General features: G+C 73.4%; 8 protein-coding genes and 1 tRNA gene. 4 read left to right on the top strand and 5 right to left on the bottom strand.

Annotated features, from left to right (window positions below):
• Window positions 1–146: 146 nt before the first annotated feature.
• A complete protein-coding gene (locus IE182_RS17195) occupies window positions 147–1724 on the top strand; it encodes an aldehyde dehydrogenase family protein (protein ID WP_190110703.1) in 1578 nt (525 codons plus the stop codon).
• Window positions 1725–1751: 27 nt separating this feature from the next.
• Here the strand turns inward: IE182_RS17195 and IE182_RS17200 are convergent, their stop codons facing one another.
• Window positions 1752–3083, bottom strand: coding sequence for a DUF2254 domain-containing protein (locus IE182_RS17200; RefSeq protein WP_190110704.1), 1332 nt, complete (start codon window positions 3081–3083; stop codon window positions 1752–1754).
• A 106-nt stretch (window positions 3084–3189) separates the two neighbouring features.
• Between IE182_RS17200 and IE182_RS17205 the strand changes: the two genes are divergently transcribed.
• The 3 genes from IE182_RS17205 to IE182_RS17215 all read left to right on the top strand — a co-directional run bounded on the left by IE182_RS17205 (window position 3190) and on the right by IE182_RS17215 (window position 6718).
• A tRNA-Leu gene (locus tag IE182_RS17205) sits at window positions 3190–3277 on the top strand.
• A gap of 174 nt (window positions 3278–3451) precedes the next feature.
• Complete coding sequence (locus tag IE182_RS17210; RefSeq protein WP_190110705.1) at window positions 3452–5005, top strand: FAD-dependent monooxygenase; 1554 nt, start codon at window positions 3452–3454, stop codon at window positions 5003–5005.
• Between the two features lie 120 nt (window positions 5006–5125).
• Window positions 5126–6718 (top strand): FAD-dependent oxidoreductase, encoded by a 1593-nt coding sequence (locus IE182_RS17215; RefSeq protein ID WP_190110706.1) that lies wholly within the window; start codon window positions 5126–5128, stop codon window positions 6716–6718.
• Here the strand turns inward: IE182_RS17215 and IE182_RS17220 are convergent.
• From IE182_RS17220 to IE182_RS17235, 4 genes are read right to left on the bottom strand one after another with little or no spacing between them, the layout of a single operon-like run.
• Entirely contained in the window at window positions 6715–7965 is a 1251-nt protein-coding gene (locus IE182_RS17220) for a cytochrome P450 (RefSeq protein ID WP_190110707.1), read from the bottom strand. The genes IE182_RS17215 and IE182_RS17220 overlap by 4 nt on opposite strands.
• The gene (locus tag IE182_RS17225) at window positions 7965–9590 is read right to left on the bottom strand and encodes an FAD-dependent monooxygenase (protein ID WP_190110708.1); all 1626 of its coding nucleotides are present in this window, start codon (window positions 9588–9590) and stop codon (window positions 7965–7967) included. Before IE182_RS17225 ends, IE182_RS17220 begins: the two co-directional genes overlap by 1 nt.
• Window positions 9587–12880 (bottom strand): ferritin-like domain-containing protein, encoded by a 3294-nt coding sequence (locus IE182_RS17230; protein WP_190110709.1) that lies wholly within the window; start codon window positions 12878–12880, stop codon window positions 9587–9589. The genes IE182_RS17225 and IE182_RS17230 overlap by 4 nt, the downstream gene beginning before the upstream one ends.
• Window positions 12880–14400, bottom strand: coding sequence for a flavin monoamine oxidase family protein (locus IE182_RS17235; RefSeq protein ID WP_190110710.1), 1521 nt, complete (start codon window positions 14398–14400; stop codon window positions 12880–12882). The genes IE182_RS17230 and IE182_RS17235 overlap by 1 nt, the downstream gene beginning before the upstream one ends.
• Window positions 14401–14784: the final 384 nt, after the last annotated feature.

Consider the following 14784-nt stretch of genomic DNA (forward strand, 5'->3'; position numbering starts at 1 on the left):
GGCGCCGGCACGGCGGGGACGCGCCCGCCACGTGACGTGGGCCTCATCCCGGACGCGCGCCTCACCTTCCGTACCCCCGGTGGCTACCGTTCGGTAGGAAGCGCCAATTCCCCGCCCCGACCGTGCACCGAGAGCGGAGATCATCCATGGCACCCACCTTCACGCCCCCCGCTGCCCCCACCCTCGTCCTCAAACCGGGCACCGAGTGGGCCACGGCCTGGCAGCGCTGCCGGGCCGCCGCCCCGGAGGCGTTCCGGGAGGAGCGCGTCCTCAACCTCTGGGGCGGCACCTGGCAGGCCGACGGCAGCCCGCTTCCCGCCGTCACCCCCGTCGACGGCACTCCCGTGCCCGGCCCGCCCCGCCTCGATCCGGCGACGGCCCGCCGGGCCGTACGCGCCGCACTGGACCAGCACCGCGCCTGGGGGCGGCTGCCGCTGGGCGAACGCAAGGCGCGCGTCGGGGCGGCGCTCGACGCCCTCGCCGAGCACAGCGAGCTCCTCTCCCTCCTCCTCGTCTGGGAGATCGGCAAGCCGTGGCGGCTGGCCCGGGCGGACGTGGACCGCGCGATCGACGGCGTGCGGTGGTACGTGGCGGAGATCGACCGGATGGTCGAGGGCCGCGGCCCGCTCCCCGGTCCCGTCAGCAACATCGCCAGCTGGAACTACCCCATGAGCGTGCTCGTCCACGCCATGCTCGTCCAGGCACTGGCCGGCAACGCGGTGATCGCGAAGACGCCCACGGACGGCGGCCTGTCCTGCCTGACCCTGGCCTGCGCCCTCGCCACCCGCGAAGGACTGCCGCTCACGCTGGTCAGCGGCAGCGGCGGCGAGCTGTCGGAGGCGCTCGTACGGGCCCCGGAGATCGGCTGCGTGTCGTTCGTCGGCGGCCGCGACACCGGCGCGCGGGTCGCCACCGCGGTCGCGGACCTGGGCAAGCGCCACATCCTGGAACAGGAGGGCCTCAACACCTGGGGCTTGTGGAACTTCACCGGCTGGGACGCCTTCGCCCCGCAGATCCGCAAGACCTTCGACTACGCGAAGCAGCGCTGCACGGCGTACCCGCGGTTCGTCGTCCAGCGGTCGGCGTTCGCCGACTTCCTCGCGCACTACCTGCCCGCGGTGCGCGAGGTGACCCTGGGCCACCCGCTGGCCGTGTCCGACCCGTCCGAGCCCCTGCCCGAACTGGACTTCGGCCCGCTGATCAACGCGGCGAAGGCCAAGGAGCTGAACGACCAGGTGGCGGAGGCGGTGGACCGCGGTGCGATCCCCCTGTACCGCGGTGAGCCGGCCGCCGGCCGCTTCCTCCCCGGCCAGGACACGAGCGCCTACGTCCCGCCCGTCACCCTCCTCAACCCGCCGCCGGCCTCGCCGCTGCACCACGCGGAGCCGTTCGGCCCGGTCGACACGATCGTGCTGGTCGACACCGAGTCCGAGCTGCTCGCCGCGATGAACGCCAGCAACGGTGCCCTCGTCGCCACCCTCTCGTGCGACGACGCGGCGACGTACGAGCGGCTGGCCCCGCAGATCCGCGCGTTCAAGGTCGGCCACGGCACGCCGCGCTCACGCGGCGACCGCGACGAGCTGTTCGGCGGCTTCGGTGCCTCGTGGCGGGGTGCGTTCGTGGGAGGGGAACTGCTGGTGAGGGCGGTGACGCAGGGGGCGTCGGGTGCGCCGGGGGAGGAACGTGTGCCGGGGAACTTCCCCGACTACCACCTGATGCCGTAGTCGTCCTACCACCTCGTGCCATAGCCGTCATCCGATGCCCTGACGGTCCGGCTCCAGGGCGAAGCCCCGGTCGGCCGCCTCGTGCACCGTGCGCTCCACGGCCTGTTCCAGGAGCGTGCGGTGCCGCTCCAGCGGGGCCCGCCGCCCGGCCGGGGCCAGTCGTTCGAGGTCCTCCAGGGCGGCCACCAGCCGCCGGGTGACCTGGGGACTGTCCACGGCGCAGCCCCGGATCTCGGCGAAGCCGAGGTCGACGAGGTCGGCCCATTCCGGCAGGTCCTGCACCAGCCGGACCGCGCCCTTGCGGTCGCAGTGGTGCAGGGCCCCGAGCGGCCGCTCGGCGACGGCTGCCAGGAACTGCACGATCCGGTCCAGGCACTGCACGGCGGTCGTCGGGTCGTTGACGGCGGGGGAGAGGGCGCGCTGGGCGATGTCCGACAGCTGCCGCAGCCCGAACCCCAGGTCCTGGTGGAACGTCCGCTCGACCCCGACCGAGACGGTGTACCGCAGGGCCCGGTGCGGCGGTGCGGCGGCACCGCCGTGCACGGCCAGCACCGGGGTGCCGGGGACGATGAAGTCCCCGATGCGGGGGATGAGCCGCAGGACGACGCCCTGCCGCTGTGCCGCCCGCACGAGCCGCGCGATGTGCACGTCGCGCAGCACCCCGGCCCGCCCGCGGTGCGGAACCTCCGCCCCCGCGGCCGGGAGCTCCGGCGGCCCGGCGGCGGCGACCCCGTAGCGGTCCAGCGCGCGGAAGGACTCGCGGGTGATCCGGTCGACGACGTGGCTGACCCGCATCAGCCGCAGGGTCGAGTTCACGTAGGCGACGAACAGCCCGAGGCTCAGCAGCACCATCAGCACGCACATCATGCTGGACACCACCGGCACCGTGGAGACGGTCCGCGGGTCGTCGTTCCCCTCGTACGAAGCCTGCACCAGCAGCGCGAACAGGAACGTCGCCAGGAAGACGGCGAAGGTGCACTTCGTGATCCGGCTGCGCACGTACAGGCGCACGACGCGAGGGGACATCTGGCCGCCGGCCATCTGCAGGGCGACCAGGGAGATGGAGAAGACCACGCCGATGAAGGTCAGCATGGCCGACCCGACCGTCGTGATGATCGTCTTCGTGTCGTCGGCGAGGGCGATGAGCGACTCGATCTCGCCGTAGTCCCCGGCCTTCCGCAGCTCCCGGACGAGGAGGTTGTCGAGCTCCAGCACCCCCAGGGCCAGCAGCGCCGCCCCCACCAGCCCCGCCGTCGGCGTGAACCAGAACGTGTCCCGCAGGTGCTCCCGCAAGGGCGAGAGGGGCCGCGGCCGGCGCCGGACCGCGCCCGCCGGGGGAGAGTGTCCCTCAATGCCCATGAATGGACCTTATGCCTCGCGCGAATACCCTGGTGAGAGGCACTCCGAAACCTTGATAGAGTTATCCATGTCGCCGCGGGGAACACCCCGCCAAGACAAACACCTAGTCCGGGTGGCGGAATGGCAGACGCGCTAGCTTGAGGTGCTAGTGCCCTTTATCGGGCGTGGGGGTTCAAGTCCCCCCTCGGACACCAGTAAGACCAGATGAAACCCCAGCTCAGCTGGGGTTTTTCTGTTTTTCCGGGCCGCCCGCGTCCGCCCTCCGTCCCGTCCGTGGCCAACACGGCCCCATTGAGCCGTGACCCCCCTTCCCACACGATGAGGGCAGGCAGCGGCGTCGGCCGCTGGTGGGTAGGGGGGAGACGACCATGCATGACTACCGCGACGTCGTGGTCATAGGGGCCGGGCCCACCGGTCTGGCGGTGGCGGTGGGGTTACGGCAGTACGGGGTGGACGTCTGCGTCGTCGAGAAGGCCGGGCGGGGGAAGCGGGAGGCGCGGGCCGGGATCATCTGGCAGCGGGCGCTGGAGGTGCTGGGGGACCTCGGGTGCGTCGAGGACGTGGTCCGGGAAGGGCTGCTGCTGCGGCACGTGGAGATGTACGCCGGCGGGCGGCAGGCCGGGGGGATGACCTTCGCGTGCGGTGCGACCGCCCATCCGCATCCCCTGTCGATCGAGCAGGACGCCGTCGAGCGGCTGCTCGGCGAGCGGCTCGCGGCGGTGGGCGGCGAGGTGGAGTGGTCCACGGAGGCCGTGGCGGTGCGCACGGGTCAGGACGGTGCCGAGGTCGACGTGCGCGGGCCGGACGGCCGCCTGCGGACCGTGCGGTGCGCCTGGGTTGTCGGGTGCGAAGGGGCGCACAGTGTGGTGCGCAAGGGGCTCGGCATCCCGTTCGAGGGCGCACGGCGGCCGAATCTCCAGTGCGTGCAGCTCAACGCCGTCCCCACGTGGAAGTACCCCTACGCCGACGACCGCACCCGGTTCTTCCTCGAACGCGGCGCGTCCCTCGGCGTGTCCCCCCGGCCCGGCGGCGGCAACCGGTTCTTCTGCTTCCTCACCGACCCGGACCCCTCCGTCGAGCGGCCTCCCGGCCTCGACGAGATGCGGACCCTGATCGCCCGCACCGCGCACGACCCCGGCGTGCGGCTGGCCCCCACCGAGCCGCCCTGGGCCAACCGGGCCCGCTTCCACGACCGCGTGGCCGGGTCGTTGCGCGAGGGGCGGGCGCTGCTCGCCGGGGACAGCGCGCACCTGTGGGCGCCCATCGGCGGGCACGGGCTCAACACCGGGCTGCGCGGCGCGCACAACCTCGCCTGGAAGCTGGCGGCCGCCCTCCACGGCTGGGCGGCCGACCCGTACGCCCTGCTCGACACCTATGCCACCGAGCAGCGGCTCACCGCGCAGAAGGTCATGCGGGCGATGCGTCACAACATCCTGGAGCTGCCGCCGGGCCGCCTCGCCCTCCTCGGGATCCGCCTCGCGGGCCCGTACCTGACCCGCAGCCAGTGGTTCGGCGACCGCATCCGGGCGATGCTCAGCGACCTCTCGATGCACCACCGCGAAAGCGCCCTGTCCGAGGGACGGGCCGGCGACCGGCTGCCCGACGTGACCGTCACGGTGGACGGGCGTCGCTGCCGGCTGCACGAGCTCCTCTCCTACGGCCGCTGGACCCTGCTCGTCGCTCCCGGCGCGGCCCGGCGCGGCGTGGACGTCGCCCGGCTGCACGCGGTGACCGGTGCGTACGCCATGCCCGTCGAGCTGTTCCGGCCGCGCCTGGATCCCGGCGGCCCGGCGGGGGAGGCGCCGCGCCTGCCCGGTACGGCGTTGGTGCTGGTGCGGCCCGACCGCCACATCGGGCTGGCCTGCGACAGCGTCACCGAGCTGGAAACGTACATTCGGCGCTGGTTCGTACGAAAAGGCTAATGTCACGGCATAGGCGCCATTGATCCCCCACCCCCTCATCGCCGACCATGAAGGCGGACGGACGACGGATGCAGGGGAGGGTGGCGCAGCCACCCATCGTTCAGCACGGGGGAGACGACGATGAGTGACTTCTGCCGGGACGTCGTGGTCATCGGGGGCGGCCCCACCGGGCTCGCCCTGGCCATTGCGTTGCGCCAGTACGGGCTGGACGTGGTCGTGCTGGAGAAGGAGCCCAGCAGCAAACGCGAGGTGCGCGCCAGCGTCATCTGGCAGCGGGCCCTGGAGATCCTCCGCGACCTCGGCTGCGCGGACCGCTTCCTGGAGCAGGGGCTGAGCCTGCGCCAGGCCGAGGTCTACGTCAAGGGGCGGCGCGTCGGCGGCCATGCCACGGGCGTGTCCGGCACGGCCTTCCCCCAGCCGCTGGCCATCGAGCAGATCGCCATCGAGCGCCTGCTGGTCGAGCGGCTGGGGGAGCTGGGGACCGACGTGCGCTGGGACGTGGAGGCGGTGGCCCTGCGCCTGGGGGCGGACGGCGCCGAGGTCGACGTGCGCGGCCCCGACGAGCGGGTGCAGACGATCGGCTGCCGCTGGGTCGTCGGCTGCGAGGGCGCCCACAGCCTCGTGCGCAAGACGATGAACGTCCCCTTCGAGGGCGAGCGCCGCATCGATCTGCAGGCCGTGCAGATCAACGCCAAGCCGGACTGGAAGTTCCCCTGCGCCGACGACACCACCTACTTCTTCCTGGAGCGCCGCGTCTGCCTCATCGCCTCGCCCCGGCCCGGCGGCGGCTACCGCTTCTTCAGCTTCCTCGACGACCCCGACCCCCAGCGCGTGACGCCCCCCGACGTCGACGAGATGCGCGACCTCGTCGCCCGGGCCACGCACGACCCCGGCACGCGCCTCGTGCCCACCGTCCCGCCCTGGTACAACCGGGCCCGCTTCCACGACCGCATCGCCGCCTCGCTGCGCGTGGGACCGGCCATGCTCGCCGGGGACAGCGGCCACATGTGGGCGCCGATCGGCGGCCGCGGCCTCAACACCGGCCTGCGCGGGGCGCACAACCTCGGCTGGAAGCTCGCCGCCGTGCACCACGGCTGGGCCGCCGACACCCTGCTCGACACCTATTCCGGCGAACAGCGCCACACCGCGCAGGAAGTGATGCGCCAGATGCGGCGCAACGTCATGGAGCTGCCGCCCTCGGCGCTCACCCTGGCCGGCATGCGCGTCCTCGGCCCGGCGCTGCTCGCCAGCGACCGGATCCACCGGCGCGGGCGGGTGATCCTCAGCGAGCTCGGCCGGCACCACCGCACGAGCGAGCTGTCCACCGACGAGCCCGGGCGCCAAGCCGCCGGCGGACGACGGGCGCTACGGGCCGGTGACCGGCTGCCCGACGTGCCGGTCACCCACGGCGGGCGCGAGCGCCGGCTGCACGACCTCCTCTCCTACGACCGCTGGACCCTGCTGGAGGTCCCCGACCGGCAGCCGGCGGGCGACGCCACCGAGGAACTGCGCCGCATCATCGGACGCTTCCCCGTCCCGGCCGAGGTGCACCGCGTCGAGCCGGCCCAGGGCGGCACCCGCGGCTCCGGCCGACTGCCGCGCGGCACCCTGCTCCTGGTCCGGCCCGACGGCCACATCGGGCTGCGCGTCGGTGCCGCCGACCGTCCGTCGCTGGACGCCTACCTGGACCGCTGGTTCGTCCGCAAGAGCTAGCCGGCGCCACCCGCCGGCGCCCCGGCCGCCCCCGTGCGGACCGGCATCCGTGCCGGGCCGTGGAAGACCAGATCGTCGGCGTACCGCACCGGTTCGTCCGCCAGGGCGAGCCGGGGCAGGCCGCGCAGCAGCTCACCCAGCCCGATCTCCGCCTCCGCGCGGGCCAGCGGCGCCCCGACGCAGTAGTGGATGCCCATCCCGAAGCCGGTGTTCCGGCGCGCGTCGCGGTGGACGTCCAGGCGGTCGGGGGCCTCGAAGTGCGCGGGGTCGCGGTTGGCCGAGCCGAGGACGAGCGTGACCTTGTCGCCCCGCGGGATGCGCCGCCCCGCGATCTCGTCGTCCTCCCGCGCCCACCGGTTGATCATCTGCACCGGCGAGTCGTAGCGCACCAGCTCCTCCACCGCGCCCCGCAGCAACTCCGGCCGCTTCCGTACGAGATCGAGCTGGTCGGGGTGGGCGAACAGGGCCAGCAACCCCTTGGCCACCAGGTTGGTGGTCGTCTCGTGGCCCGCCGTCAGGAGGTGGATGCACGTGCCGACCAGCACGTCGTCGCCCAGCGGCAACCGCTCCTCCGCGTCCAGCATCGCCGCGATCAGATCCGACGCGTTCGGGCTGCGCCCGGCCCGGCGGCGGGCCAGCTCGGCACGGAAGTACGCCTCCAATTCCCGGGCCGCGGCGTCCGCCAGGCGGTACGCATCGGCCCGCCGCGCCACGCGCGAGCTGGTGGCCTGCTGCAGGTCCACCGCCTGCGCCCGGAACCACGGGCGGTCCTCGCGCGGCACGCCCAGCAGCTCGCTGATGACCAGGATGGGAAAGGGCGCGGCGAACCGGTCGACCAGGTCGGCGGTGGGCGTAGCAGCCAGCTCCGCCGTCAGCTCGGCAGCCAGCTGCCGGATCCGGGGGCGCAGGCCGTCCACGATGCGCGGCGTGAACGCCTTGGCCACCAGCGCGCGCACCCGGGTGTGCTCCGGCGGGTCCATGAACACCATCCAGTTGGCGGTGGTCCGCCGCAGGTGCGGGCACTCCTGCGGCAGCCGGGCGGGCAGCGCCCCGCGCCCGTAGGCCCGGCTGGTCAGGACCCGCGCCACGTCGTCGTGGCGGAAGAGGTACCACGCGTCCTCGGCCCGGTGGACGGGGTCGGCCTCGCGGTAGCGCCGGTAGAGGGGGTACGGATCGGGCAGCGGCACGTCCGCCGTCCGGAAGGGGGGCAGTCCCTTCAGGGCCTGCCCGCTCGGCTGTCCGCTCATCACGCCCCCCGCATCCCGTCGACCCATGCGCCCGGCTCCGCGGGCACGTCCGTACCGCACCAGGCCACGTGCCCGTCCGGCCGGACGAGCACGTACGGACTGCCGTAGAGCTCCGCCACCGTCCGGTGTTCCTCCCAGTGCGCCGTCTCCAGCGGCACGCCCCGCCGTGCGAACGCCTCCCGCACGGCCTTCTCCGCCACGTCGGCCCCCGGGGTCCCGCCCGGCCCGCCGAAGCACAGCAGCACGAAGCCCCGGCCGAAGGAGTCGAGCGTCGACACCCCCGGCGCCAGCCAGGCGTGCGGGGCGCGCGCCCCGGGGACGGCCCTCGTCCGCCAGGCACCGTCCCCGGTCGGTGCGTGCTCGCGCCCGCCGTCGATCAGCGGTGACGCGTACCGGTAGCCGAAGTGCACGTCCGGCGCCTCGAATTCGCGGCCCACCCCGCCCCGTTCCATGCCGGCCGCCAGCTCCGCCCGGGCCTTCGCCCCCTCGGGCGTGTCCAGGAGGATCTCCTCGGGAAGCTCCCGGCTCATCGTCCGCATCAGATTGACGTTGGCCTCCTCCAGGCTGCGCTCCGCCACCGGGCGGCGCTCGGTCTCGTAGGCGTCGAGCAGCCGCGGGCCCGCCCAGCCGGCCAGCTCGGCGGCGAGCTTCCAGCCGAGGTCGGCCGCGTCGGCGATGCCGGTGTTCATGCCGAACCCGCCGGACGGCGACAGGGTGTGCGCGGCGTCCCCCGCGAGCAGCACCCGGCCGTCACGGAAGCGCTCGGCGATGCGGTGGGTGAGGTACCAGACGTTCTCGGAGAGGATCTCCACGGGCGTGTCGTACGCGATGGCCGTCCGCACCATCGTCAGGGCGTCCGGACCGGCGGCGTCCCCCTCCCGCACCGCCACCGTCAGCCGGTACAGCCCCTGCCCGTCCATCGACCGCAGCGGGAAGCGCAGCGCCGGCGGCCGGGTGAGGAAGTGCACCAGCGCGTTCCGCGCGCCCAGCTGCCCGTGCAGCCGGGGCGCGCGGAAGAGGATGTTGCGGAAGACGCGCGTGGCGTGGCGGCGCGGCGCCTCGATGCCGGCGGCCTTGCGCACGGGCGAGGCGGCGCCGTCGCAGGCGACCAGGTAGCGCGCCCGGACCGTCAGTTGCGCCCCGCCGTCGGCCAGGTCGGTGACCATGGCCGTCACCCCGTCCCGGTCCCGGGTGAAGCCGTCCAGCCGGCACCGCAGGTGCAACGGGCCGTCCGGGTGGACGCCCACCTCGCGCGCCAGCAGGGGAGCCAGCCAGTGCTGCGGGCACGGGTGCTCCGGTTCCGGGGTGTAGGGGAGCTCCGGCCTGCGGTCGGTCGTGCCGAAGTCCAGGCGGAGTATCTCGTGGCCGCCCACCGCCGTGACCCACGCGACGTCCAGCGGATGGTCGCCGGGCCAGCCCGCCGACCGGATCCGGCCGGCGACGCCCCAGCGGCGGAAGAGCTCCATCGAACGCGGCCCGACCGTGCCGACCTTGGGGTGTCCGATGGTGCCGTCCGAGGCTTCCACTTCCATGAAGCCGACGCCCCGGTGCTTCAGGTCGAGCGCCAGAGCCATGCCCACCGGCCCGGCCCCCACGATGAGCACGTCCGTGTCGTAGTTCCTCATGCCAGTTCACCACCCCGCCGGAAGAAGTCGGCGTAGAAGGCCATCATGTCGGCGACCTGCCCCGGCACCGGTCCGCACTTGTCCGCCGCGGCCGCCACGTGCTCGAAGCGCAGCGCGAGCGAGCGCCGCGCCACGTCCGGGCGGGGCGTGTACGCGGGCACGGAGTCCAGTTCGAAGGTGGGGCCGGCCGTGCGGCCGCGCCGCCCCGACTCCATGGTCACCAGCAGCTCCGCCAGGGGGCGCATCATGCCGGTCATCACGTCGATCGAGGCGTTCATCAGCTTGGAGCGGCGCAGGCTGCCGTCGGGGCTTTCCCCGAAGTGCTGCACCATCAACTGCAGCATCAGGTGGTACGAGCGGTTGAACAGCCGTCCCACGGCCCGGGCCTCGGGATCGGTGACGGGGTCCTTGGCCCCGTCGCCGGCCCCCAGCGTTGGGTTGCGCAGCACCGGGTAGGCGGGGCTCCACGGCACCAGCCGGCCGTGCGGCCCGGCGACCCGTTCGGTGGTGAGCGCCTCGCCGATCCGCAGGAAGCTGTGGAAGTGGGAGGTGTCCGAGGGCGCCTCGGAGCCCAGCACGCCGCCTTCGCCCTGCTCGCTGATGAAGTCCACGGCGAACAGCGCGCTGGAGAGGTCGTCGACCTCCAACTGGTAGTCGGGATGGACGTTGTTGACCGACTCGCGCATGAACACGTGGTGTTCCCCGCCGCCGCGGCCCTTCTCCACGAGGAACAGGTCGGGGACGCGCTGCAGCCCTTCGCGGATGCCGGCGTACAGCTCGCTGACCGAGCCCCAGGTGAAGCCGAGCGGACGGACCGCGTCCAGCCGGGGACCGTCCTCCCGCCGGATCTCGGGCGTGAGGCCGGCCGGCTGCTCGATGGCGATGTAACGCTGCACGCTGCCGACGCTCAGCCCTTCCAGCGCGAAGTCCAGCGGCACCGGCAGCTCGGCGTTGAGCGTGGCGAAGTCGATCGCCGGCACGTGGAACGGTTCGCCCGTCGCCATGAGGATGTTGTTGACCAGCAGGAAATGGATCATCTCCTCGCGGGCGACGTCCAGCAGGATGCCGCGGATCCCGTCGTCCAGCGTGGCGCCGCCCTGCCCGCAGGCGATCTCCAGCTGCTCCGCCGTCCACTGCCCCCGGCGGACGTACTCCCGCCCCGCGCCGTGGGTGGGCACCGAGAACGCCGCGTACAAGTACTGGAGCATCACGGCGAGTTCCAGCGTGGCGGCCTGGCGCAGGACGGTGCACAGTTCGCCGCGCGTGCCGATCGCCGGCCCCCCGCCGAGCACGGCGGGGGCGGTGAGGGGCGGGCGCACCCGCGCCTGCTGGTTGCGCAGGTACGCCAGCAGCAGGCGCGCCTTGGGGTCGGAGAGGTCGCGCGTGGGCGGCATGTAGTACGTCCTGGCCTTGTTGGCCGGGTCGCACATCTGCCACATCAGCTCCGCGTACGTCTCGACCTTGCAGCGGTCGGCGAGGCTGAAGACGTCGGACTTCATGAAGGTGGACACGTGCTCGTAGTAGGCGAAGATCTCCCGGTGCAGCAGGTCGAAGTCCACGTTCTCGCGGGGGATGCGGTCCAGGTGCCAGTCGTCGGGCAGCACCCGTACGGCCAGTGAGCCGGCCCCCGCCCAGAAGCCGAGCGCGTCCTCGTCGTCGTAGGCCGCCCAGGCCGAGCCCGGCCCGTCGGCGACGGGCGGACCGGGCGGGCCGGGGGAGAGCAGGACCCGGCAGGTGCCCGCGCGTTCGCCGCGCAGCGTGAGCAGGCCGCGCCCGTGTTCGTCGGTCTCCACGACACAGTCCTCGGCGTACGCCGCGTCCCCGGCGCGCAGGCCCAGCACGACCGCGTCCCCGCAGCGGGCGTCCGCGCCGCCGGCCACGGGGTCGGCGGGCAGGGCGCGCGGGTTGTGGAACTGCCGTACGTGCACGCGCCCGGCGCTCGCCGGGCGGCCGCGCACGAAGGAGCGCAGCGGCACCTCCACGGCGTGGTCGAGGCCCCGTGCGCGCTCGCGGTGGTGCAGCACCACCAAGGCGTCGTCGCTCTGGACGACCACCTCCTGTTCGGTGAGCAGGGTCGTCCGCGTCCCGTCGGGTCCCGTGCCCATCAGGCACAGGGCCTCGTCCGCGGCCGCCTCCCAGCCCGCCTCGGCGGCCACGGTGACCAGGCCCGAGGTGAGGGCGTCGGCGGCGGCGCCGTACGCGGCGGCCGGCACCCGGGCCACGAGCCGGCCGGAGCCGGCCGTCCGCAGCTCCAGGTCGCCGGCGTCCAGCGGTGGCCCGAGCCGGTGCAGGGGGCCGGGCCCGGCCTCCCGCGCCCGGTGGGTGAGCGGCACCGCGGAGATCATGTCGAGGCCGGCCCGGCCGTCCGCCACCTGCACCGTGAGGTGGTGGAGCGGGCCGTCCGCCCCCGCAAGGGGGGCGAGCAGCCGGCCGGCCGGGTACGTGCGCAGCTCGTGCGCGTACCAGGGTGCGATGGTCCCCCGGACCCGCCAGTGGCCGGGCGCGTCCGGGACGAGGGGCGAGGCCATGTCGTCCAGCGCGAACCGGACGACGATGCCGTCCGCGCCGCCCTCCACCGCCGCCCGCAACGCCTCGACGGCGGGGGAGAGGCGGGCGTCCGGCAGCCACGCCGGACCGCCCCCGGAGTCGCCGGGGGCGTCCTCGGCCGTGACCACGAACTGGTGCACCGCGCAGTAGCGCAACTGCGGTGCCAGGACGTGGTCGCCGACGTCGAGGATGCGCCCGAAGTCGACCCAGCGCGGCGGCTGGAAGCCGCTGACCGGGCCTGTGAGCATGTAGCCCTCGTCGTGCGAGCGGCCCAGCCGGCCGAAGCCGAACCGGCCGATCATCAGGGCCGTGGTCCACCGGGAGGCCGGGTCGAGGTCCAGGACCCGGGCCCGGTTGACGGTGGTGCGCAGGTAGTCGTTGTAGTGGCCCCAGACGTCGACGCTGCGGCCGACGACCGGGTCGGTGGTGTCCGGCGTGCCGGCGCGGACCTCCGCCGACACGATCCGGGCGTCCAGGAGGAAGTGGCCGTTGCCGTCGAAGTTCCACCCCTTGGCGGCGCTGAACTCCCCGTCCGGGCACGGCCGTCCCGAGGCGTCGAAGTGCGGGCCGCGGCGCTGCAGGTAGTCGTGGTACTCGGTGGCGGGCCGGTCGACGGGGAACGGGCCGTCGTCGGTGAGGGCCCGGCCCGTGGCCAGGTCGACCAGCCCGTTGCGCGGACCGGTCGGCAGCTTGGTCGTGGCCGTTCCGGCGAAGTGCAGCCTCGGCAGGTCGAAGACGCTCATCACAGGGCTCCCGCGGGGTCGGGCCGGCCGGCGCGGCGGTGGGCCGGCTCGTAGCGCTCGACGTCCTTGACGGCCGCCAGCGCGGACTCGATGGCCCCCTCGATCCAGGCGGGCGCCGTCGAGCAGTGCTCGCCGGCGAAGAACAGCCGGCCCGCGGGACGGGCGGACCGGGTGCGCTCCACCTCGCACTCGGCGGCGTTCTTCCCCCAGCGGGTGGTGCAGCCGCCGCCGGCCCAGGGGTGGTGGTCGCCCCAGGCCACGCTGACCACGTCCAGCACCATGCCGGGTGACATGAGTTCGGGGTGGACGGCGCTGAGCTCCTCCAGGACGATGCGGTGGCGGCGGCGGGCCGACATCCGGCCCAGCCGCGCCGCCTCGTCGCCGATGGTGTAGCTGGCCAGCAGGGCGGCGCCCCGGCCCGGGGCGCCGTCGGCGGGCGGGTAGTAGGTCTGGCGGATGCGGCCGCCCGTGAACGAGGCCCCGCCGCGGATGCCGCCCTCCCGCCAGAACGCCTCCCGGCAGTGGACGGCCACCTTGGTGGCCGGGCAGTAGACGACGTCCCGCAGGGCCGCCAGCTTGTCCTCGTCCACGCCGGTCAGGCGCATGCGGCGGACGAGCGGGAAGGGAACGGTGCACACGACGAAGTCCGAGCGCTTGACGACCGTACGCCCGCCCGCCCGGACGTGGACCAGGACGTGGTCACCGCGCACGTCGATGCCGGTGACGCGGTGACCGAGGGCCACCGGCGTGTGCAGCAGGCCGGCCAGCCGGTGCGTGAGCTGGTCCATGCCGCCGTCCAGACGCAGCAGCTCGGGGCTGGTCTCGGCGAGGATGTCGTCGAGGAAGCTGCCCAGCCTGCTGCTGCAGCCCGCCCTCAGGCCCGGGTGGGCGGAGAAGAGCGAGTGCAGGTCCACCCGGTCGCGCGCCGCTCCGCGCAGATGCTCCGTCAGGTCGATGCGCGCCACCATGTCGAGCAGCTGGCGGCGCAGGTCCTCGCGGAGCGCCTCGCGCAGATCCGGCGGCGCAATGGCGTCGACAATGGCCGTGAGCCAGGCCCCGAAGACGACGGTGCCGTGGTCGTGGCGGTGCCCGGGCAGGTGTCGTTCCAGGTCACGCCGGAAGTTCTCACGGAGCGGGCCGGCCGCGTCCCGGATGCGAATGAAGCCCTCGGCGGTGTGGAGGAATGCGTTCTCCTCCGACATCAGCGTGCTGAAGGCGCGGAGTTTGTTCCCCAGCCCCATCCGCCGAATGTATTCGAGGGTGTGACGGTGGTGAGTCGGAATGCGCATGGCACCGAGCTCGACGGACGGTGCGCCGGGGTTGTTCCCGAACCGGTGGGTGTGGATGCGCCCCCCGATGCGCGTGTTGCCCTCCAGGACCTCGACGCGGTAGCCGAGCCGTTCCAGCTCGTACGCCGTGACCAGGCCGGAAATTCCGGCCCCTATGACGGTGACCTGCCGACTGCCCTGTTCGAACCTATCGAGTGCGTGCACATGCCAGACCCGCGAGTTGCCGGACATTGAAGCTTCCCCCCGTAAACGTGCATGTATTCCCCGTTTGAGCCTACATAGAGTTTTCATATACGCAGGCTCTCCACAATGGTATTTCAGGACACCCTCAATCCGGCATCCCTTTTCTGAGGGGCGTCGACGAATGCGTAGACGGTGTACGCATAAAGGTAGACGGCATACGCATAAAGCGGTCCGGGATCATCCGGATGGGCCGTAGAAAAATGCATCCCGGAAAGCCGGGCCGCCCGGCGGGTGCCGCCCTGTCACGGGGAAGTCCTCCGTGCTGCCGACCCGTACTCCATCGGTAGTACGGAAAAGCCCGTACCCAGGGACGACGACGAAGAGGGCCGTGGCAGGCATGGTTGGGGCATGGAGAACGAGGGGACCCGTCAC

This window comes from Streptomyces cinnamoneus (genome assembly GCF_014650495.1).
Lineage (GTDB): Bacteria > Actinomycetota > Actinomycetes > Streptomycetales > Streptomycetaceae > Streptomyces > Streptomyces cinnamoneus.